The following is a 21,036-nucleotide window of genomic DNA, read 5'->3' as shown; positions in this document are numbered from 1 at the left end:
ACCCAGCACCGCGCCTTCGAGCACGGCGATTAGCACCAGTGGCGTGTTTTGCGCCTCTTCCAGCAAGCTGCCGAAGGCGCGGTTGAGGCGGCGGTAGGCGTCGCCACCCGCCGCTCGGGCGCCAGCCATATCCTTGATATCGCCACCGGCGCAGAAATGCCCACCGGCACCGCGTAGCACAATGGCGCGCACGCTGACGTCGTGGCGCACACTTTCCAGTACCGCGCGCAGTTCACCGACCATGGCCAGGCTCATGGCGTTGCGGCTGTCCGGACGATTGAGGGTGATGTGCAGCACGCCGGCGTCGCGGCTCAGCAGCAGAGTTTCACAGTTCGGTAGGTCGGCCATGGCAGGCTCCTTGATGTATACGCAAGGGGTGTCCGTAGGGTGGATCACGCTGTATTGATCCACCATGACGGTGAACCTAAAAAGCGACGTACACCCTACGGTTTTTCCGCTCTTAGCCCTTCTTTATGGCCTGCCATCCCTGGCGGCCACCCTTCGGGCCGTCGCTGTGCGACGTCAAAAATAGCTCCCGGCTATTTTTTATGGCCTGCCATCCCTGGCGGCCACCCTTCGGGCCGTCGCTGCGCGACGTTAAAAATAGCTCCCGGCTATTTTTTATGGCCTGCCATCCCTGGCGGCCACCCTTCGGGCCGTCGCTGTGCGACGTCAAAAATAGCTCCCGGCTATTTTTTCTTGCCCGGCAGAATGCCCATCAGCTTGCAGATAATGCCCAGCATGATTTCGTCGGCACCGCCGCCGATGCTCACCAGGCGCACGTCGCGATAGGCGCGGGCCACCGGGTTTTCCCACATGTAGCCCATGCCGCCCCAGTACTGCAGGCAGCTGTCGGTGACTTCACGGCCCAGGCGGCCGGCCTTGAGTTTGGCCATCGAGGCCAGGTTGGTGACGTCACGGCCGCGCACGTACTGTTCGGTGGCCTGGTAGACCAGGGCACGCAGGCACTCGACTTCGGTCTGCAACTCGGCCATGCGGAAGTGGATGACCTGGTTGTCGATCAGCGCATTGCCGAAGGTTTTGCGCTCTTTGCAGTAGTCGATGGTGGCGTTGATGCAGTGCTCCAGGCCCTTGATCATATTGGCCGCGCCGAACAGCCGCTCTTCCTGGAACTGCAGCATCTGCATCATAAAGCCCGCGCCTTCGTGGCCGATGCGGTAGCGCTGCGGCACGCGCACGTTGTCGAAGAACACCTGGGCGGTCTCCGAACTGCGCATGCCGAGTTTGTCCAGGTGCGGGCTGAGGGTGATGCCAGGGGTGTTCATCGGCACCATGATCAACGACTTGTTGACGTGCGGCTTATCGTCCGAGGTATTGGCCAGCAGGCAGATAAAGTCAGCGGACGGCGAGTTGGTGATCCACATCTTGCTGCCGTTGATCACATAGTCGCTGCCGTCTTTCTTGGCGGTGGTTTTCAGCCCGGCCACATCCGAACCGGCGCCGACTTCGGATACGCCGATACAGCCGACCATCTCGCCAGTGATTGCCGGCTTTAAGAATTCTTCACGCAGCTCATCGGAGCCGAAGCGCGCCAGGGCAGGGGTACACATGTCGGTCTGCACGCCGATGGACATCGGGATACCGCCGCAGATGATGGTGCCGAATTCTTCGGCCGCGACGATCGAGTAGCTGTAGTCCAGACCCATGCCGCCGAATTTCTCCGGCTTGGAGATGCCCAGCAGACCGAGGTCGCCGGCCTTCTTGAAGATATCGTGGATCGGGAAACGACCGTCCTTTTCCCATTGTTCGACATGCGGGTTGATTTCCTTGTCGACAAAGTTACGGACCGTGCGGCGCAGCTCTTCGTGTTCTTGGGTAAAGATCATTTCTTGTTCTCCGAAGGGTTACAGGCGGGCTACGCCGAAAGTGGTGGTTTTAAGCGGACGAACAGCGGCTTCGGCACAGATATCCAGCAGGTAGCCGAGCAGCTTGCGCGTATCGCGCGGGTCGATCAGGCCGTCGTCCCACAGGCTGGCGGTGCCATAGAGCGCGGTGGATTGGCTGTCGAGTTTCTGTGCGGTGACGGTTTCCAGCATGTCGAGCATTTTCGGGTCGGCTTCTTTGCCGTCCTTCAGGTGCTTTTCTTCGGTGACGATGCGCAGCACCTTGCCGGCCTGGGTGCCGCCCATGACAGCAGTTTTGCTGTTGGGCCAGGCGAAGATAAAGCGCGGGTCCAGGCCACGGCCGCACATGGCGTAGTTGCCGGCCCCGTAGGAGCCGCCGACGACGATGGTGAGTTTCGGCACGGTGGCGTTGGCCACGGCCTGAATCATCTTCGAGCCGTGCTTGATCACGCCGAGTTGTTCCGACTCGGTGCCGACCATAAAGCCGGTGGTGTTGTGGAAAAACAGGATCGGCGTATTGCTCTGCTCGCACAGCTGGATAAATTGTGCCGCCTTGGCCGCGCCTTGCGGGGTGATCGGGCCGTTGTTGCCGATAAAGCCGCAGGGCTGGCCTTCGATCTGCAAGTGGCCGCAGACCGTCTGGTTGTCGAACTCGTTCTTGAAGTCGAGAAACGCCGAACCATCCGCGATGCGGGCGATGATTTCGCGCACGTCGTAGGGTTTCTTGGCGTCTGCCGGTACCAGGCCGAGCAGTTCTTCGACCGGATACAGCGGCTCGCTGTAGGCCTTGGCTGGACGCGCCGGCAGTTGGGCATTCCACGGCAACATAGCGAGAATGTCGCGGGCGATGCGCACGCCGTCGGCGTCATTTTCGGCCAGGTATTCGGCGGTGCCGGCGACCTGGGCGTGCATCTCGGCACCACCCAGTTGCTCATCGGTGGCGATTTCGCCGGTGGCGGCTTTCAGCAGGGGCGGGCCGGCGAGGAACATCTTGGCCTTGCCACGCACCACCACCACATAGTCCGACAGCCCCGGCTGATACGCTCCGCCTGCGGTGCTGGAACCGTGCACCACGGTGATTTGCGGCAAACCCATGGCCGACATGCGCGCCTGGTTGGCAAAGCCGCGTGCGCCTTCGACAAAGATATCGGCGGCGTAGTTGAGGTTGGCGCCGCCGCTTTCGGTCAGCGCCACCACCGGCAGTTTGTTCTCGAAGGCGATCTGCTGCAGACGCAGGGTTTTCTTCAGTCCGGTGGGGGAGATGGTGCCACCCTTGATCGCACTGTTGCTGGCAGTGACCAGGCAGCGCACCCCGGCGATATAGCCAATACCGGAAATGATCCCGCCGCCAGCCTGGGTGCCGTCCTTGTCATCGTGCAGCTTGTAGCCGGCCAGCGACGAGAGTTCGAGAAACGGCGCGCCGGGGTCGAGCAGCAGATTCAGGCGTTCACGCGGCAGCAATTGGCCGCGCTTTTCGAATTTCGCTTTGGCTTCAAAGGCCTTTTTCAGGCAGTTCTGTTCGATCTGGCGAAAGCTGTCGACGGCGGCCAGCATGGCGTCGCGGTTCTTGGCGAAGTCCTCGCCGTGCACATCGATTTCAGATTGGATAACCGGCATGGCGTTACTCCTCGCCCTTGAACACGTCAGGCATATACGCCCGGTGGAAGCCGTTATAGGTCTCGCTGTTTTTCGCCTTGCCCAAGGTCCAGGCGCGGGTGCCCTGGCTGGCGGCGCCGTCGATGCGGATGGTGTTACCGCTGATGAAATTGGCGCCTGGCGTGAGCAGGAAAACGATGGCCGCGGCCACTTCCGATTCGCTGCCAATGCGCTGCAGCGGTACGTGATCCTTGAGCGAGCGGATCATGTTCTTCATCGATTCGGGGTAGGTGTCCATGCCGCTGGAGGCGATCCAGCCCGGTGCCACGGCGTTGACCCGCACGCCGGCGTGGCCCCATTCGTAGGCCGCGGTCTTGGTGAAGTTCTCCATGCCGGCGCGTGCGGCACCCGAGTGGCCCATGCCGGGCATGCCGCCCCACATGTCCGCGAGCATGTTGACGATTGAGCCGCCGTGTTTGCTCATGCTCTGCAGGAAAACCTCCTTGGCGATGAGAAAGCCGCCGACCAGGTTGGTGCGCACCACGGTTTCGAAGCCTTTCTGGTTGATACCGATCAGCGGCGCGGGGAATTGGCCGCCGGCATTGTTGACCAGGTGATGGATCTGCCCGCGCTCGGCGATCACGCTTTTGACCATGGCCTTGACCGCGTCTTCGTCGCGGATATCGCACACCTGCAAACTGGCTTGGCCGCCGTCCTCAATAATCTCGCCGCAGGTGGCTTCAAGCTTTTCCAGCTTGCGTCCGACCAGCACCACGTGGGCACCCAGGCGTGCCAGTTCATGGGCGGTGCAACGGCCGATGCCGCTGCCGCCGCCGGTGACCATGATGGTCTGGCCGCTGAACAGGCCGGGTTTAAACACTGAGTCGTAGCTCATTGTTATTGTCCTTGTTCGAGGCTAACGGCCAGCGCCTTGGGCACCGGTATCGGGAATTCCAGCAGCTGCTGGGCAAAGGCCTTGCCTTGCGGGTCGATGCGCAACGAGGCGACGCCGCCGCCGCCCAGAGCGTTCTCCAGTAAAAAATTCAGGCTGTGGCTGCCGGGCAGATACCAGCGGCTGACCTTGCCGGTTTGCTCATCCAGCGTGTGCTGCATCCATTCGGCCACGGCACCCTCGCTCAGCGCAGCGGCGATCCACGCCAAGTACTCGGGCTTTCTGGCCATTACACCGATATTGCTGTGATTGCCCTTGTCGCCAGAGCGCGCTACGGCCAGCTTGATCAGCGGCACGCTGACATCAGCCTGACCGCTCGGCAGCGGGGCGGCGATATCGGCAGCAATCTGCGCGCTGTCCAGCACCGTGATCTGCGGCAGTGCGACCGGTGTGCGTTCGCCGTTCAGTTCCACTTCCATGGCGCAGGCGCCTTTGTCTGCGAGAAAGCTGAACAGGCGGATTACCGGGTAAACCGTAGGGCGACCACCGACGATGCCGGTCAGCCCCGGTGCCATGCCGGTGGCGGCCTGGGCGATCTCACGGGAGAACAACACCAGGGCTTCTTTCTTCGCATGGCGCACGGCGATCTTGATCACGATCTCGCGGGTGTCGGTGCGCAGGCCACGCGGGCCGTAGGTGGCTTCGGAACCGAGCAGTTCGATGCTGACTTCCTTGTAAGGCCCCCAGCCGCGCTCGGCGAACATTTCCTCGGTCTTGCGGATGATCGCCTGGCTGACGCGCTGGGCTTTCTTCACGGCATCAAGGCCGGCCATCAGGCAGCTGGCGGTGCAGCGGAAACCGTCCGGGTAGGTGGCGCTGACCTTGTATTGATCAGTTGGCGGCAGGCCGCGCGCGCCTTTCAGCTCCACACGGTTGTCGCCGACCTGGCTGAGTTGCACCTGGGTGAAATCGCAGAGCACATCGGGCAGGTAATAGGCCCGTGGATCGCCGATTTCATAGAGCATCTGCTCGCCTACGGTAAAAGGCGTTACCAGGCCGCCAGAGCCTTTCGGCTTGGTCACCACAAAGCCACCATCGGCGGCCACTTCCACCACCGGGAAGCCGATGTGTTCATAGTCCGGCACGCTGTCCCAGTCGGTGAAGTTGCCGCCGGTGCACTGTGCACCGCATTCGATGATATGCCCGGCCAAGGCGGCCTGAGCCAGATGGTCATAGTCGCTCCAACCCCAGCCGAATTCATGCACCAGTGCGGCGCTGACCACAGCGCTGTCCACCACGCGGCCGGTGATGACGATATCCGCCCCCAGCTTGAGTGCTTCAACGATGCCCGGTGCACCGAGGTAGGCGTTGACCGACACGCAGAAGGGCGGCAACGGCGCGCCGCTAAACATTTCCACGGTACCAGCCTTGGCCAGCTCACCGAGCTTGGGCTGCAGGTTGTCGCCGTGCAGCACGGCGATCTTCAGATTGACCCCGGCTTGCTCACAGGCAGCGGCGAGGGCCGCAGCGCAGGCGCTCGGGTTAACCCCGCCGGCGTTGCTGATCACGCGGATGTTCTTCGCGGCGATCTCGCCCAGCAGCGGCGTCAACACTTCAACGAAATCGCGGGCGTAGCCTTCATCCGGCTTCTTCATCCGCGCGCCCGCCATGATCGACATGGTCACTTCGGCGAGGTAGTCGAATACCAGGTAATCCAGTTCGGTGCCCTTTACCAGCTGGGCGGCGGCAGTGCTGGTATCGCCCCAGAAGGCGGAAGCGCAGCCGATGCGTACGGTTTTAGTCATTGGAAGAGGTCCGCAACACATGAATAAGGTGATCTGAAGGCTACCAAGCAAGCGCTTGGTTGAAAAGCCCCGCGGCGAATCTTTCTAACCGAAAGTGTGGCCAAGCGCTTGCTTGGGTGGCTGGCGCAGCATAAATTTCACTAATAACGACAAGCACTTGGGCAGCAACGCGCAGGGCGTTGAGCGCAAGGCAATAAAAGTTGGAGAGCATTTAGCGTGGATGATCAACAAGCGCAGGCGGTGATGCGGGAGCTGGTGGCCAGTGGGCAGATCACCGACCCAGACAGCGCGCGCGGCAAGTTGCTGCAAACGGCAGCGCATCTTTTCCGCAGCAAGGGCTACGAGCGCACCACGGTACGTGACCTGGCCAGTGCCGTAGGCATTCAGTCCGGCAGCATCTTTCATCACTTCAAGAGCAAGGACGAAATCCTGCGTTCGGTGATGGAGGAGACCATTCGCTACAACACTGCGCTAATGCAGGCTTCGCTGGCCGAAGCGACGGATTTGCGCGGCCGCGTACTGGCGCTGATTCGCTGCGAGCTGCAATCGATCATGGGTGGTACCGGTGAGGCCATGGCCGTGTTGGTGTATGAATGGCGTTCGCTGTCAGAGCCCGGTCAAGCGTTTATTCTCGATTTACGTGATAGCTACGAGCAGCTCTGGTTGCAGGTGCTTAACGAGGCGAAGGCGGCCGGTTACTTTAAGGCCGATCCGTTTATTCTGCGTCGCTTGCTGACCGGTGCGCTGAGCTGGACCACCACCTGGTTCCGCCCGGAAGGGCCGATGACCCTTGACCAGCTGGCCGAAGAGGCCTTGTCACTGGTGATTAAAGAGGTTTGAGAGCCTTTTTTGCCTCCCGGCGGCAGCTTTAGACGCGCGTCGTAGGCTTATCAGCTAGGATGGCACTTTGATGGTATTTTTGACGTCAAAGTGCTGAATGTTTGTGGCTCAAGGACGAACAGCGCTGATTGGCTTCCAATTGAGGTCTGCCGCTTGTCCCTTAGTGCAAAGGCTCTGCTCCTGACGCTGTTGCTCGCCACTGGCTTGGTTTATGGCCGGCAGGATGTGCGAGTGGGTGCCTATCACTTTCCGCCTTATGTCGTTAAGCCTGAAAGCGCACAGCCGACCGGCGTTCTGCCAGATCTGTTGCTGGCGTTTAACGAGGCACAGGACGCTTACCGGTTCAGGCTGGTTGCCACTTCCAGCATGCGCCGTTATCAGGACCTGCACAGTGGTCGATTTGATCTGATGTTGTTCGAGTCACCGGAGTGGGGGTGGCAGGGCGGTGCCCATCGATCGCTGGATTTGAAAATTGAAGATGCCGAGGTGTATGTCGCGCGTCGACAATCAGGTCGTGACGAGCATTACTTTGATGACTTCAAGGGTAAACGCATGGCCCTGTACAGTGGCTATCACTATGGCTTTGCTGGTTTCAGTGCGGATAGACAGTTTCTAACCGATCAGTTCAATGCGGTGCTGACCTATTCCCATGACAGTAATCTGGCCATGCTGCTGCGTGGGCGTGCCGATATAGCGGTGGTCACCCGCTCTTACCTGCGTAGTTTTCAACAACGCAATGTAGAGCAAGGCCAAGCCTTGCTGGTGTCTCAGCGCGTTGATCAGATCTATCGCCACCAGGCCTTGTTTGCTCTTCACTCGGCAATATCCCCCCAGAATTTTGCTGTGCTGTTGGAGCAACTCAGGCGTAATCAACGGCTGGGGGATGTGCTGCGTAGGCATCATGTGCAGGCTAGCGAAGTGTCTGTTAATGACTGAAACTGCTCTGTTAGGTCAGGTTTGCCTGGGTTAGGCTGCAAGCTTAGGAATTCTGGAAGTTTTTACCCCATGGCATATTTGAGGCAAGCAGCAAGGCGGGTCAGCATGGGGTTGATGCTAATGCTGGCCAGTCAATTGGCGATGGCTGTGCAGGAAGTGCGTGTTGCAGCAGTGTTTTTCCCGCCATATGTCTACAAAACCGAGCAATCTGATGTGCCTGGCTTGCTCAGTGAGTTGCTGACTGCACTTAACCAGACACAAACGCAGTTCCGTTTCGTCATGGTGCCCACTTCGGTCAAGCGTCGTTTTCGTGACTTTGCCCAGCAACGTATTGATCTGGCCATTTTTGAGAACCCTGCCTGGGGTTGGCAGCAGATTCCGCATGTGGCATATGACATGTTGCTGGAAGATTCTGAAGTGTTTATCGCTCGCGTCGAACCTGGCCGTGACCAGCATTACTTTGACAGTCTGCAGGGCAAACGGCTGGCCCTCTATCACGGTTATCACTATGCCTTTGCCGGTTTCAACGCTGAGCCGGACTATCTCAGCAAAGCGTTCAACGCCACCTTGACTCATTCACATGAAAGCAACCTGCTGATGGTGTTGCATCAGCGGGCGGAAATTACCTTGGTGACGCGTTCGTATATCGGCGATTTTCTGCAGCGTAATCGCCAATATGTCGGGCAATTGCTGGTTTCTGAGCGCGCCGACCAGCGTTATCGCCATCACGTATTGATTCGCCCGAATGCCCCCATTTCAGCCACGCAGTTCAACATCATGTTTGAGCGTTTGCGGGATACGGGGCAGTTGCAGCGTATTTTTGGCCGCTATCAGATCGCTGTCATGCCACGCGCAGCGGGTAGCTTAAAACCAGCAGGTGCAGCAGATTGACGGCGCCATGCAGGGCGATGGCCAGGCTGATTCGGCCACTGAAGTGAAAGATCAGCCCATAGCCCAAGCCAGCAATCCCGGCGACCACGGCAAATAACGGGCTGAAGGGCAGATGCACGGCAGCGAACAGCAGCGTCGTCAGACCAATGCCCGCACCGGCACCGAGCCAACTGACCAGTCGGCTTTGCAGCAAACCGCGAAACAACAACTCTTCGGCCAGCACGGCCACTCCCAGGTTGACCGCCAACCATAACCAAAGCTCGTCTGGCCATTTCGGCTGCCAGCCGACCAAACCCAGCGCCAACGCCAGCAGCGGGACGACGAGCAGCGTCAGTGCGGCGGTGAGCCACACGCTGTTTGACAGTGGCTTGCTCGGCGTCTTCTGCCCCAGCCACCAGGCCAGTAACGTGACGCCGACCAGCAGCTTGTCCCAGGACAAACGCAAAGCATAGGGCGCGGCATCGGCACTCAGTTGGCGCGGCGGCCACAGCGGTATAGCGCTAAATCCCGGAACCAGGTGCGCAGCAAAGCCGATGCAGGCCAGCAGGCTTAGCCCCGCCCACAGCGCAGTGGGCAGGTATCTGTCGGCAAACAGCAGTAAAGCGCAGAGAATAGTGCCGGCGGCCAGCCCCGGCAGCTGGATATAACCCAGGGCAAACCCAGTAGCCAGGCACAGGGCTGGCAGCATCAAGCGCAGATGCAATGGCATGGTACGTCCTTGTTCGTTGCGGTTAAGGCTCGCGTGCGTCCTTGGCGTCTTGCTCAAGCTGGCGTTGGCGGATTTTCGCCAGCTGCTCCTCGCTCAGCGGCAGTGGTTTGGCCGTGCGTAGTAGAACCATCAGGCCACCCACGATGGATCCCAGCGCCAGAAGCATCAGCAGCCAGATAGACCAGGTCATAACACCATCCTTGCAGAGTTGAGCGGCCACCATAGCGCGCGGCGGTCGGTAATTAAACGGCAATAGCGTTCCGATGGGCGGCACGCAACGCTCTGGCTTGCGGGGCAACTGTGATGACTGTCACACGGCGGCAACTTGGCGCTGGTTGAATGGCGGCTTTCCAACGCACAGGGAGTCTGCCCATGACCACTGCCAGCGCACTTACGCGCTTGCTTAAGCCGGTTACACCGTTGGCTGCGGACATGAGTATCGCCGATGTGGCGGATCGTCTGCTGACGCCGGAGCTCAAGGCTTTTCTCTCGCTGCCGATTGTCGATAGCGCCGGCCGGCCGCTGGGCCTGGTCAGCCGCACCACCTTGCAGGATATCTTCATGCAGCGCTTTGGCCGCGATTTGCGCGGCCGTCACGCGGTGCAAGAGGTGATGAATGCGGCACCGCTGGTGGTCAGCCTGGACACCAGCCTGGAGGACGCCGCCAAGCAGATCACCGGGCAGCTGCAATACCCGATTACCGAGGATTTTATTCTGGTTGACGCCCAGGGCCTGTATCGCGGCCTGGGCACTGTGCTCGATCTGCTCAAGGCCATGGAGGCGCGCATCGCCCAGCGCAATCTGGTGCTGCGCAAGGCCCTGGTGGAACTCAAGGAGTCACAGACCCAACTGGTGCAGTCAGAAAAGATGGCGTCCCTGGGGCAGATGGTCGCGGGTGTCGCCCACGAGCTGAACACCCCGCTGGGTTATGTGAAAAACAACGTGCAACTGCTGCGCGAACTGAGTGCGCCGCTGTTTGAACTGGCCGAGGTGCAGGCTGCGCTGGGCGACTGTCTGAACGATCCGACCTGCGATGAGGCGCGCCTGGCCATGGCTCTGGATGCCGCCGCCGAGGCCCGCGCCAAGGCTGCACCGGAGCTGCTGGTGGAGGACTTTACCCAGCTGTTCAGCGACACCCTCTATGGCCTGGAGCAGATTGCCGAGCTGGTGGTCGGGCTGAAGGATTTCGCCCGCCTGGATCGCGCCATGAGCGAGGAGGTCGACCTCAATGAGTGCATCCGCAGCGCCCTGGTGATTGCCCGTAACGGGATCAAGGACAAAGCCGAAGCCATCCTGCAACTGGGCGAGCTGCCACCTATTCCCTGTGCGCCGTCGCAGATCAACCAGGTGCTGCTCAACCTGCTCAACAACGCCGCCCAGGCCATCGATGGCTTCGGTCAGATCCTGGTGAAAACCTGGGCCGATGACAGTGCCGTGTGCATTTCCGTGCAGGACTCCGGGCGTGGCATGCCGCCTGAGGTGCTGGCGCGCATCTTCGATCCGTTCTTTACCACCAAACCGGTGGGGCAGGGCACCGGGCTGGGGCTATCGATCAGCTACAAGATCATCCAGGACCACGGCGGGCAGATCCGCGCAGCGTCCGAGCTTGGGCGTGGTACGCGCTTTCTGATCCGCCTGCCGCGCCCGCAGGCGCTGCCACTACAACGGAGTGCCTGATATGAATGAGCCGGTTCGTATTCTGTTTGTTGATGATGAAGAGCGCATTCTGCGCAGCTTGGCCCTGCAGTTTCGCCGCGAGTATGAGGTACTGACCGAGAGCGACCCGCGCCGCGCCCTGGAACGGCTGAAAAGCGAGCGTGTGCAGATTATCGTCAGTGACCAGCGCATGCCGCAGATGAGCGGTGCCGAACTGCTGGCCCAGGCGCGGCAGATTGCCCCCGATACCCTGCGCATTCTGTTGACCGGCTATTCGGACCTGGATGCCGCCGTGGAGGCGCTCAACAGTGGCGGCATCTTCCGTTACCTGACCAAGCCCTGGGACCAGCAGGAGATGGCCTTCACCCTGCGCCAGGCGGCGCAGATTGCCGCGCGCCAGATTCATGCAACTGACAGCGCTGCCGCTGTGCGTCAGGCGGTGGCGTTGAACGTGATGCTGCTGGATAACGACACACAAACCCTTGAGGTCGTGGCTGAGTTCTGTGTCAGTGGTGGCCATCGGCTGCTGCGGGTAGCATCGTTGAACGATGCACTGACGTTACTCAACAGTCAGCCCGTGGACATGCTGATCAGCGACTTGCAGCTGGCGGGTGAGAGCACCACGCCCTTGCTGAAATCGTTGGCGCAGTTGCAGCCACGCTTGCTTAGCCTGGTGGTGACGCCGTTCTGTGATACCCAGGCGCTGCTCAAGCTGATCAACGAGGCGCAGATTTTCCGTTACCTGCCCAAGCCGATTCGTCGTGGCCTGTTTGACAAAGGCTTGTTGGCCGCGGCTGAACAGGCGCAGATCTGGCGTGCGCAGCCGGCACAAGTGGTCACGCGACTGGCGCAGCAACCTGTTGATGATCGCGAGCGTGAGAAAGTCGGCAGTCTGCTGGGCATGCTCGGACGTTTGCGAGAGCGCCTGATTGCCTGAATGACTCCCGCTGCTGCGCCTTGTGCGGCCTAGCAGCGGGGTTGGCAGCCGCCTTAGCGGCGCACCTGCTTGAGGGTTTCGGCGATCAGGAAGGCCAGCTCCAGCGACTGGTCGGCGTTCATCCGTGGGTCGCAGTGGGTGTGGTAGCGGTCCGACAGGCCGTCTTCGGTGATCGGTCGCGCGCCGCCGATGCATTCGGTGACGTTCTGCCCGGTCATCTCGATGTGAATCCCCCCGGCATAGCTGCCCTCGGCCTGGTGCACGGCAAAGAACTGCTTCACTTCAGCGAGGATCTGCGCAAAGTCGCGGGTCTTGTAACCGCTTGAGGCCTTGATGGTGTTGCCGTGCATCGGGTCTGAGCTCCACAGCACCTGGCGACCTTCACGCTGCACGGTCTGGATCAGGCGCGGCAGGCCGGCTTCGACTTTGTCCGCACCCATGCGCACGATCAGGTTGAGGCGGCCAGGATCGTTGTCCGGGTTGAGGATGTCGATCAGGCGGATCAGCTCTTCGCTGTTCATGCTCGGGCCGACTTTCACCCCAATCGGGTTGCCCACGCCGCGCAGGAACTCAACGTGCGCGCCATCCAACTGACGGGTGCGGTCGCCGATCCACAGCATGTGGGCGGAACAGGCGTAGTCGCCGCCAGTCAGGCTGTCACGACGGACGAAGGCTTGTTCGTAGTTCAGCAGCAACGCCTCATGGGCGGTGAAGAAGCTGGTTTCGCGCACCTGAGCTGCGCCGTCCATGCCGCAGGCGCGCATAAACATCAGGGTTTCGTCGATGCGGTCGGCCAGTTGGTTGTACTTCTCGCCCAGGGCAGAGTGCTCGATGAACTCCAGGTTCCATTTGTGCACCTGATGCAGGTCGGCAAAACCGCCCTGGGCAAAGGCGCGCAGCAGGTTCAGCGAGGCGGTGGACTGGTGGTAGGCCTGCAGCAGGCGCTCCGGGTCTGGCACGCGGCTGGCGGCGTCAAAGCCGATGCCGTTGACGATGTCGCCACGGTAGGCGGGCAGGGTCACGCCGTCGATGGTTTCATCGTTGGCCGAGCGCGGCTTGGCGAACTGACCGGCCATGCGTCCAACCTTGACCACCGGGGAGCCGGCAGCGAAGGTCATGACGATGGCCATCTGCAGCAGCACCTTGAAGGTGTCGCGGATTTTCGCCGCGCTGAACTCGGCAAAACTCTCGGCGCAATCGCCACCCTGCAGCAGAAACGCGCGGCCCTGAGTGACCTCGGCAAACTGGCGGCGCAGTTCGCGGGCTTCGCCGGCAAACACCAGCGGGGGATAACCAGCCAGGGTCTGCTCGACCTGCGCCAGGTGCGCGGCGTTCGGGTACTGCGGTTGTTGCTGGATCGGCTTGGCTCTCCAGCTATCAGGGCTCCAGGGTTGCGACATTACGGCTCTCGGCTTAAGTCAAATCAGGCGGACGGGCATGGTAACCGATAAGCCAGACGCTTCAAGCCGATAGGCATGATAGAGCCGCTGTATGGTGGCGTGCGGCTCAGGCAGTGACGGGTTTGAAACCTGCTGTTGGTGTTGTGCGCGGCAATACGTCACGCCCCGGCAGAAAGCGGCCAAAGCCCGGCTGTTTGCCCAGCGCCTCAGGGAACTCGCGGCTGCGGTGGTAGGCGATAAGGCCGTTGATCAGTGTCGCCTCCACGGCCTTATCATTGCGTTTCACCACTCGCTCCAGGCCGAGCACCTCCATTGGCGCTTCGTGGATGGCGTCCAGTTCATCGGTCAGCCCGGCCGGGTTGACGATCACCAGATCAGCACGGTCGCCGACGCGGATATAGCCAGCGTCGACGCCGATAAAGTCCGCCAGCTCGCCAGTCAGGCGGTGGATGGCGCGGCCCATCTCCATGAACGGGGTGCCGGCCAGTTCGGCATCGCGCACGTACTTGAGGAAGCGCAGCGGAAAGTTGTACTGAGCGATGGAGCGCAGGTGCGCGCCGGAGTCGGCAAAGCCCGGCTGGGTCCAGGGGCTGGCCAGCAGTGCGTGCATGACGGCCTCGCGCTGATTGCCGTAGCAGGTGGTCCACTTCAGCGCTTCGCGGTACTGGCAGGCCAGCTCGAAGTAGGCGTCCACCGGGTCCAGCCCCCGAGTAGTGCCGAGTTGCTTGAAGTTCTGGCCAACCAGACTGGCATCCGGGCACTCGGTCACCCAGCAGTCGGAGAAATCGCGGTGCCACAGGCCTTTGGTGAGGATGGCCTTGACCTGCTTTTTGAACAGCGTGCGGAACTCTGGCTCCTGCACCTTGGCGTACAACGCGTCCGGGTCTTTGATATTGCGCAGGATCTCGCCCGCACCAAACTCCTCGAAGGCGTTCACGTTCAGCCCTTCCAAGCGCAGGGTGAAGGGCGCAGGCAGCGTCTGCCAGCGGAAATGGCCGCGCAAGACGGTGTTGGCCAGCCAGCCGGAGAGACGGGTGAAGCGGTGCAGCAGTGGTTGGGATTTCAGGTCCAGCGCGGTGAGCATCGAGCACTTCAGCGGTTTTCTGAACCAGCCGTGAGCCTGGTAGAGGAAGGCAAACACATTGACCTTGGTCACCGCATCCGGCGCGCCTTGCAGCACCGCGCCACGCCGGCGCAGAACGGCGAACAGCCGGGAGAACTCGGTCCAACTGGCGAAGGTCGACGGCAGCGGGCTGGACCAGGCGCGGTCGCCGTCCATCTTGTCCAGTTTGGTGGTCATCACCGACAAGCCGATGCAACCGGCGTCCAGCGCCTCTTCCAGCAGTTGCTCCATGCGTTGCAATTCGGCCTCAGTGGGTTTGATTTTGCTGGTGGCCCGCTGCAGGCCCATCACCGCCACGCGCAGTTCCGAGTGGCCGAGGAAGGAGCTGACATTCGGCCCCAGCGGATGCTGGTCGTAAAAGGCGCGGTAGCCGGCCGCATCGCGCCAGGTCTTTTTCTCTTTAAGAATCGGCAGCACGTATTCACGCGGTACGGCTTCAACACGGGTGAACAGGTCGGAGCAGTCCTCGGCATCGGCCAGCACCATGCTGATCGAGCAGGAACCGATGGTTACGCTGGTGACGCCGTGGCGCACGGATTCTTTCAAGGCGGGGGCGGCGATCACTTCGGCGTCGTAGTGCGAATGAATTTCCAGAAAGCCCGGCGTGACCCACTTGCCGGCGGCATCCAGCACCTTGGGGCAGCCGCGTTCATCCAGCGGGCTGAGGCTCAGCACATCAATGCGTCCATCCTTGATGCCGACATGCCGCAGCTGCCCTGGCTGGTTCCTACCGTCGAAGTACAGGCCGTTTTTAATAATCACGTCGTAGTTCATCGCAGACTCCAGGGCGCGAGTAGCAGGCCGCCGGTGACCAGCAGCAACAGGTAGATGGCAATGCGGAAATGCTGTTCGTTGAAGCGTTGGTGCAGGCGCTCACCCAGCCACACGCCGATCAGCAACAACGGCGCATAACTGGCGACCTGCGGCAGGGCGGGCAGCAGCCGCCCGTCGAGCAGGAAGGCCAGGGTCAGCAGGCTGTTGAGGGTGAACCACACGGTGACCAGGGTGGCGCGCAGGCGCGCCTTATCCAGTTGCGTGCCGGCCAGGGCGAACACCAGCAGCGGCCCGCCGGAAGCAAACAAGCCGTGGCTGACACCCGCGCAGAGGCTGAGCAGGCGGCTGAGCCACTGGGGGCGCGCGGGCTGCATGGTTGCATGGCGCAAACGCCACAGCTCGCGGGCAGCAAACCACAGGACCAGGGCACCAAACAGGCGCTTGGCCAGGGCTGCATCGAGGAAGGGCAACAGGGCATAGCCGATCAGGGTGCCGCCGACCATGCCCGGCAGGATCATGCCCAGCAACAGGCGGCGGTCGATCATCTGCCGATGGCGCCAGACCAGATAACCCGTCATGCAGATGTTCAGCGGCACCAACACCGGCAGCAACTGATCAATCGGCAGCAGCAGGGCGCCCAGCGACAGGGCGATGACGATACTGCCGAAGCCGGTGATCGCTTCCAGTGTGTAGGCCAGCAGGATAAAGCCCGCCAGGGCTAGCCAGGCCAATTCCATCAGTCCATCTCTGCCGCGAAACGCGCGCTCATCTTGCGGTAGTAGAAACCCGGTGCGATGCGCCACAGCAGGCTGGCCAGCCAGCTGCCGCGGTCGGGGAACAGGCGTTCGCGGCCTAGGGTCTGGGCCTGGAGAATCTGCTTGGCCATCCAGTCGGCACCGCGTATGCGGCCGATGGTGGAGCGGGCATGGCCGGCAGGTTTGCCGTCAGCCCCGAGGGCGTTGAGATCAATGGGAGTGTCGAGAAAGCTCGGGTACACCAGCAGCATGCCAATGCCATCACGGGCGACCTCGGCGCGCAGCACCTCAAAAAACTGGGCCAGGGCGCTTTTCGCGGCGCAATAACCGGCGCGACCCAGCACCGGCATCCAGCCTGCCATGGAGCCGATGGCGATGATCTGCCCACGGCTCTGGCGCAGCAGCGGCAGGGCGCTCAGGGTCAGCTCTGCGGGCGCCTGGTAATCGACGGCCATGACCGTGCGAAATACGGCGGGGTCGGTCTGCATTGTGGGTGAGCGATGGGTGATGCCCGCGTTGTTGATCAGCACATCAAGCCGGCCGAAACGCTCACGGCAGGCGTTCAGCAATTGTCGGTGCAGGGCCGGATCGGTGATGTCGCCGGGCAGGCCCAGTACACACTCAGTCCCCAACTCGCGGACGCGCTCGGCCAGACCGTCAGCATTGATGTCGGTCAGCAGCAGGGCGTAGCCCGCCGCATGATAGGCGCGCGCCAGTGCCCAGCCGAGGCCGCTGGCGGCACCGGTGATCAGTGCAATACGCATCAGTGAGTGCCTTCGCCGAGAGCCCTGGCCGGTGCACTGGCGGGTGGGGTGCGTGACCAGTAGAGCGCCAGAATCAGCCCGGACAGCAGCTGCCAGCAGCCCCAGAAGGCGGCAATCAGCAGCATGCCGCCAGCTTGCGGGAAGAAGGTGAAGATCAGCGCCATGCCCAGTGCCGAGTTATGGATGCCGGTTTCCAGGGTGACGGCGCGTACATCCGCCTCGGGCAAGCGCCACAGCCGTGCACAGAGGTAGCCCAGCAGCAGCGCCATGCAGTTGAGGCCCACCACCAGCCAGAAGAACAGGTGGAAGTAATCGATGAACTGCGTGAAGTTCTTGGCGAATGCACCGCCGACAAAGGCCAGCATCACCAGCAGGGAGAAGTGGCGCAGCGGTTTTTCCAGTTTGTGCGCCAGTTGCGGATGGCGCTTGCCCAGCAGCATGCCGAGCACCATGGGCAGCACCAGTACCAGCAGCACCATCAGCAGCAGCTCGACCGGGTCGACACTGATTTCCGTGAGCAGTGCGCGGGTGCTGGGATTGAGGCCGGCATACAGGGCGAAATTGAGCGGGGTGAAGATCCCCGCCGTCACGCTCGACACTGCGGTGACGCTGGCCGACACCGCGACGTTGCCGCGCCCCAACCAGGTCATGATGTTGGAGAAGGTGCCGCTGGGGCAGGTGGCGACCAGGATCATGCCCAGGGCCAGGCTTGGGTCGATCGGCAGGAGGATGGTCAGCAGGCAGGTCGACGCCGGCAGCAGGATAAACTGCACCAGCATGCCGATCAGCGGGGCTTTGGGGGCGCGCAGGATGCGTTTGAAATCATCGGCACGCAGTTCCAGCGACACGCCGAACATCATCAGCGCGATGATCGCGTTCAGGGCAATCATCGCGCTGGGGGAAAACTCAAGATTGACGGCAGGCATCGTGGTTTTCCTGGGCAGTGATTGAGTTCAGTGGCGGCAGGTTCTGCTGCAGTTCAGCGATGTGCTGCTTCACACTCGCGCGGTAGCTGTCCTTGTGCACGTAATAGGCCATGCGCTCCAGCTTCAGGTAGCTATAGCCGCCATCCAGGCGTTGTGCACTGCGCGCCTGCACCAGGCGGCGGAAGTCGCGGGCGGCGACGCTGCCTTGCTGCTGTTGGCGAATCACCAATGCCACCAGCTCGGCCTGCTCGTCGCGGCCCTGCCAGCCCAGGCCCGAGGCCTCGACCATGCCCATCATGAACAGGTTGTCGTACTCGGGGTGGAACACGTTCAGGTACAGCTGCGGCGCGCCGGCCTGGCTCGGCCAGTTGAGGTGAGCGCGGTCGATAAAGGGGTAGTTGAGCGTATAGCCGGTGCCTTGCAGAATCAGGTCGTATTCGGCCTGTTCACCATCGCTGAAGGTCACCTGCAGGCCATCAACCTTGGCCACATCCCGGCGTGCCTTGATATCGCCATGGCCGAGGTAATGCAGCACCAGGGAGTTCATCACCGGGTGTGATTCGTAAAGTTTGTAATCAGGGTCCGGCAGGCCGTAGTGCGACGGCTTGCCGACCAGTGCACGCACTAGCAGGCCGTCGAACAGCTGCTTGAGCGGGCGCGGTAGCTTGATCGCCCCACCCAGCGTGTCGGTGGGGCGGCCCAAGGTGAACTTGGGCAGGAAGTAGTAACCACGGCGTACCGAGATATCTACCGAGGCCGCTCGGTGCACGGCGTCTACGGCGATATCGCAGGCGGAGTTGCCACAGCCGATCACCAGCACGCGCTTACCGTCGAACACGGCTGCCGAGCGGTAGGCGCTGGAGTGCATCAGTTCGCCGCTGAAGTTGCCTGGAAGCGCCGGCTGGTTGGCCGTGTGCAGGGTGCCATTGGCGATCAGTACGCCATCGACGTGCCATTCACGCTGCACGCCGTGCTGTTCGCTGATCAGCTTCCAGCCCTTGTTCAGACGCTGGATATCGACCACCCGGGTGTTGAACTGGTAGTGCGCATACAGGCCGAAATGCGCGGCATAGTCGCGGAAGTAGCGGCGCATTTCGCTGTGATGCGGGTAAGGGGCCACCTCGTCGCGCATCGGGAACTCGCTGAACTGGGTGGTGCCCTTGGAGGAAATCAGGTGCGCCGAGTCATACATGGTGCTGTGCGGATTATCGATATCCCATAAGCCGCCAACATCGCAGTGCTGTTCGAAACCGACAAAGTCGATGCCGTGCTTGTGCAGTTGACGTGCTGTACACAGCCCCATGGGGCCGGCACCGATGATCGCGTACATGGCAAACCTCGATAATCGTTTTTATTGTTGTAGCCGTATAGCGACGAACTCGGCGTCCCCGACTGCGGCAAATTATCGCGTGACCAGGGGAGGGTGCCTCAATGACAATTAGCGCCTTTCCTCTGACCGAAATGGTCGGGGATGTCACGGTGGAGTGTGCGGGATGCCAGGTTTACCTCCGGTTGGGCAGATGCCGGACCCGCTGTTGATCGCCGAAGTGCACGATGCCTTCGGGGTGATTCAGGTGGTCGAAATGGGCGCTTACCGCTTTCTTGAATTCGGTGAAGCGATTGAGCAGAGCTGCGTCTATATGCCGGATCCCAGCTGGCTGGAGTATGACTACACCCGCGCCATGCTGCTTGGTGCACTGTGCCATGAACAGCCGGAAAGCGCGCTGTTTCTCGGTCTTGGTGCCGGCAACCTGACGCAGGCCTGCCTGAAGTTTCTGCCGCTGGATGATGTTGAGGTGATCGAACTGCGTGCCGATGTGCCGCGCCTGGCCATGGAGCATATGGGGCTGACCGATGACGCGCGCCTGACCATCCGTATCGGCGATGCGCTGGATCTTCTGGAAAGTGCCGAGAAAACCGACCTGCTGTTTGTCGACCTGTACACCGATCATGGTCCGGCGACCGGGCATCTGGCCTGGCGCTTCCTGGAAAACTGCCAGAAGCAGCTCAACCCTGGTGGCTGGCTGATCATCAATCAGTGGGCCGGCAATGACGGCAAACCCCTCGGCGCGCCGCTGCTGCGCGGCCTCTACCATCGGCATTACTGGGAGTGCCCAGTAAAAGAGGGCAATGTGGTATTGCTGGTGCCGGCGGATCTGGAGCAGGACATCGACTTTGCCGAACTGCGGCGCCGTAATGAGCTGCTGGCGCCACAGTTCGGTTATTCGCTGGAGTCGTTGATCAAAGCGGTACGTCCGGCGACTTGATCAAGCTCAACGCCCTTTAAAGTCGCCCGGACGGCGCTCCAGCATGGCTCGCACACCTTCCTGCGCATCTTCACTGGCCATCAGTCGTGTGACGGTTTTATGCAGGCTGGCGGCAGCAGCATTCGGGCCTTCCACTATCGCCTGACGGGCGGAAGCCAGGGTGGCCTGAACACCCAGTGGCGCTTGTGCGGCGATGCGTTCGGCCAGCCACAGCGCCTTGGGCAGCAACTCTTCGCTGGCCACCACTTCCTGCACCAGTCCCAGGCGATAGGCCTCGTGGGCGTCAAACTCATCCCCGGTCAGCAGCCAGCGCATGGCATTGCCCCAACCGGCGCTCTGGTGCATGCGCAAGGTGGCGCCGCCGAACGGGAAGATGCCACGCTGCACTTCCATCTGCGCGAAGCGGGTGTTGCTGGCACACAGGTTGATGTCTGAAGCGAGCATCAGTTCGATGCCGATGGTGTAGCAGTAACCTTGTGCGGCCACGATCACCGGCTTGCTGACGCGCGGTCCGCCAAACACGCCCCAGGGATCGCAGCCGTCTTCAGGTATCTTCCAGCCGGCGGCAAACTGTGCGGCCACATTGGCCAGGTCCAGGCCTGCGGTGAAGTGTTCACCATGGGCAAATACCAGTGCCACCCGTGCCTCGCTGTCGCGTTCGAACTCACCGTAGGCCCGGCACAGGTCATCGAGCATGGGCATGTCGAAGGCATTGCGCTTGCTCGATCGGCCCAGGCCGATCAACATGATCTGGTCGCGTTTTTCGCGGCTCACGCGGCCGCTGGTGCTTTGGGTCATGGTGGTGAGTCCTTGTAGGCAGGTTATGGGTAAGCGCTGTGCTACTACAGCGTGCCATCTGCAGGCTACCAGAGCATGACGATTTGGCGTGGGCCAAGCGCT

Annotated in this window: 20 protein-coding genes; 6 read left to right on the top strand and 14 right to left on the bottom strand. The window is 61.5% G+C overall.

Annotated features, from left to right (window positions below; all coding sequences use genetic code 11):
• From DBR00_RS21060 to DBR00_RS11925, 5 genes are all read right to left on the bottom strand, one after another.
• A partial coding sequence (locus tag DBR00_RS21060) for an enoyl-CoA hydratase/isomerase family protein (RefSeq protein ID WP_256582996.1) occupies nucleotides 1-348 on the bottom strand: 348 nt, incomplete at its 3' end.
• Between the two features lie 341 nt (nucleotides 349-689).
• On the bottom strand, nucleotides 690-1,847 hold the full coding sequence (gene atuD, locus DBR00_RS11940) for a citronellyl-CoA dehydrogenase (RefSeq protein WP_108486550.1): 1,158 nt from the start codon (nucleotides 1,845-1,847) through the stop codon (nucleotides 690-692).
• Nucleotides 1,848-1,865: 18 nt separating this feature from the next.
• Nucleotides 1,866-3,482 carry a geranyl-CoA carboxylase subunit beta gene (gene atuC, locus DBR00_RS11935; RefSeq protein ID WP_108486549.1) on the bottom strand — a complete coding sequence of 539 codons (1,617 nt, stop codon included), beginning with the start codon at nucleotides 3,480-3,482 and terminating at the stop codon, nucleotides 1,866-1,868.
• Nucleotides 3,483-3,486: 4 nt separating this feature from the next.
• Nucleotides 3,487-4,356 carry an SDR family oxidoreductase gene (locus tag DBR00_RS11930; RefSeq protein WP_108486548.1) on the bottom strand — a complete coding sequence of 290 codons (870 nt, stop codon included), beginning with the start codon at nucleotides 4,354-4,356 and terminating at the stop codon, nucleotides 3,487-3,489.
• 2 nt (nucleotides 4,357-4,358) lie between these two features.
• The gene (locus tag DBR00_RS11925) at nucleotides 4,359-6,158 is read right to left on the bottom strand and encodes an acyclic terpene utilization AtuA family protein (protein WP_108486547.1); all 1,800 of its coding nucleotides are present in this window, start codon (nucleotides 6,156-6,158) and stop codon (nucleotides 4,359-4,361) included.
• A gap of 216 nt (nucleotides 6,159-6,374) precedes the next feature.
• Between DBR00_RS11925 and DBR00_RS11920 the strand changes: the two genes are divergently transcribed.
• The 3 genes from DBR00_RS11920 (at nucleotide 6,375) to DBR00_RS11910 (ending at nucleotide 8,825) form a co-directional block, all read left to right on the top strand.
• Complete coding sequence (locus DBR00_RS11920) at nucleotides 6,375-6,998, top strand: TetR/AcrR family transcriptional regulator (RefSeq protein ID WP_218276619.1); 624 nt, start codon at nucleotides 6,375-6,377, stop codon at nucleotides 6,996-6,998.
• A gap of 153 nt (nucleotides 6,999-7,151) precedes the next feature.
• A complete protein-coding gene (locus DBR00_RS11915; protein ID WP_108486546.1) occupies nucleotides 7,152-7,934 on the top strand; it encodes an ABC transporter substrate-binding protein in 783 nt (260 codons plus the stop codon).
• Between the two features lie 114 nt (nucleotides 7,935-8,048).
• Nucleotides 8,049-8,825, top strand: coding sequence for a substrate-binding periplasmic protein (locus DBR00_RS11910; protein ID WP_371920655.1), 777 nt, complete (start codon nucleotides 8,049-8,051; stop codon nucleotides 8,823-8,825).
• Here the strand turns inward: DBR00_RS11910 and DBR00_RS11905 are convergent.
• On the bottom strand, nucleotides 8,776-9,534 hold the full coding sequence (locus tag DBR00_RS11905; RefSeq protein WP_108486544.1) for a CPBP family intramembrane glutamic endopeptidase: 759 nt from the start codon (nucleotides 9,532-9,534) through the stop codon (nucleotides 8,776-8,778). The genes DBR00_RS11910 and DBR00_RS11905 overlap by 50 nt on opposite strands.
• A gap of 22 nt (nucleotides 9,535-9,556) precedes the next feature.
• Nucleotides 9,557-9,724: a DUF2897 family protein gene (locus DBR00_RS11900; RefSeq protein WP_108486543.1), complete on the bottom strand. Its 168-nt coding sequence runs from the start codon at nucleotides 9,722-9,724 to the stop codon at nucleotides 9,557-9,559.
• Nucleotides 9,725-9,906: 182 nt separating this feature from the next.
• Here DBR00_RS11900 and DBR00_RS11895 point away from each other — a divergent pair, with 182 nt between their 5' ends.
• Both DBR00_RS11895 and DBR00_RS11890 read left to right on the top strand, forming a co-directional pair.
• The gene (locus DBR00_RS11895; RefSeq protein WP_108486542.1) at nucleotides 9,907-11,211 is read left to right on the top strand and encodes an ATP-binding protein; all 1,305 of its coding nucleotides are present in this window, start codon (nucleotides 9,907-9,909) and stop codon (nucleotides 11,209-11,211) included.
• 1 nt (nucleotide 11,212) lies between these two features.
• Nucleotides 11,213-12,127, top strand: a complete 915-nt coding sequence (locus DBR00_RS11890) for a response regulator (protein WP_108486541.1) — start codon at nucleotides 11,213-11,215, stop codon at nucleotides 12,125-12,127.
• A gap of 53 nt (nucleotides 12,128-12,180) precedes the next feature.
• Here the strand turns inward: DBR00_RS11890 and DBR00_RS11885 are convergent, their stop codons facing one another.
• The 6 genes from DBR00_RS11885 to DBR00_RS11860 form a co-directional block, all read right to left on the bottom strand.
• Complete coding sequence (locus DBR00_RS11885; RefSeq protein WP_108486540.1) at nucleotides 12,181-13,527, bottom strand: class II 3-deoxy-7-phosphoheptulonate synthase; 1,347 nt, start codon at nucleotides 13,525-13,527, stop codon at nucleotides 12,181-12,183.
• Between the two features lie 106 nt (nucleotides 13,528-13,633).
• Entirely contained in the window at nucleotides 13,634-15,424 is a 1,791-nt protein-coding gene (locus DBR00_RS11880) for an amidohydrolase family protein (RefSeq protein WP_108486539.1), read from the bottom strand.
• On the bottom strand, nucleotides 15,421-16,161 hold the full coding sequence (locus DBR00_RS11875; RefSeq protein WP_108486538.1) for a sulfite exporter TauE/SafE family protein: 741 nt from the start codon (nucleotides 16,159-16,161) through the stop codon (nucleotides 15,421-15,423). Before DBR00_RS11875 ends, DBR00_RS11880 begins: the two co-directional genes overlap by 4 nt.
• Nucleotides 16,161-16,943, bottom strand: coding sequence for an SDR family NAD(P)-dependent oxidoreductase (locus DBR00_RS11870; protein WP_108486537.1), 783 nt, complete (start codon nucleotides 16,941-16,943; stop codon nucleotides 16,161-16,163). Before DBR00_RS11870 ends, DBR00_RS11875 begins: the two co-directional genes overlap by 1 nt.
• Entirely contained in the window at nucleotides 16,943-17,869 is a 927-nt protein-coding gene (locus DBR00_RS11865) for a bile acid:sodium symporter family protein (protein WP_108486536.1), read from the bottom strand. Before DBR00_RS11865 ends, DBR00_RS11870 begins: the two co-directional genes overlap by 1 nt.
• Nucleotides 17,850-19,199, bottom strand: coding sequence for an NAD(P)/FAD-dependent oxidoreductase (locus DBR00_RS11860; protein ID WP_108486535.1), 1,350 nt, complete (start codon nucleotides 19,197-19,199; stop codon nucleotides 17,850-17,852). The genes DBR00_RS11865 and DBR00_RS11860 overlap by 20 nt, the downstream gene beginning before the upstream one ends.
• Before the next feature lie 163 nt (nucleotides 19,200-19,362).
• On the opposite strand from DBR00_RS11860, the gene DBR00_RS11855 reads away from it, so the two are divergent.
• Nucleotides 19,363-20,136, top strand: a complete 774-nt coding sequence (locus tag DBR00_RS11855) for a spermidine synthase (RefSeq protein ID WP_108486534.1) — start codon at nucleotides 19,363-19,365, stop codon at nucleotides 20,134-20,136.
• 6 nt (nucleotides 20,137-20,142) lie between these two features.
• Here DBR00_RS11855 and DBR00_RS11850 read toward each other — a convergent pair whose 3' ends face one another.
• Complete coding sequence (locus DBR00_RS11850) at nucleotides 20,143-20,934, bottom strand: crotonase/enoyl-CoA hydratase family protein (protein ID WP_108486533.1); 792 nt, start codon at nucleotides 20,932-20,934, stop codon at nucleotides 20,143-20,145.
• Nucleotides 20,935-21,036 lie beyond the last annotated feature (102 nt).

The sequence above is a fragment of the Pseudomonas sp. HMWF032 genome (genome assembly GCF_003060885.1).
GTDB lineage: Bacteria > Pseudomonadota > Gammaproteobacteria > Pseudomonadales > Pseudomonadaceae > Aquipseudomonas.
Note: the sequence above shows the minus strand (reverse complement) of the source record. Positions and strands in the feature narration are given on the sequence as shown.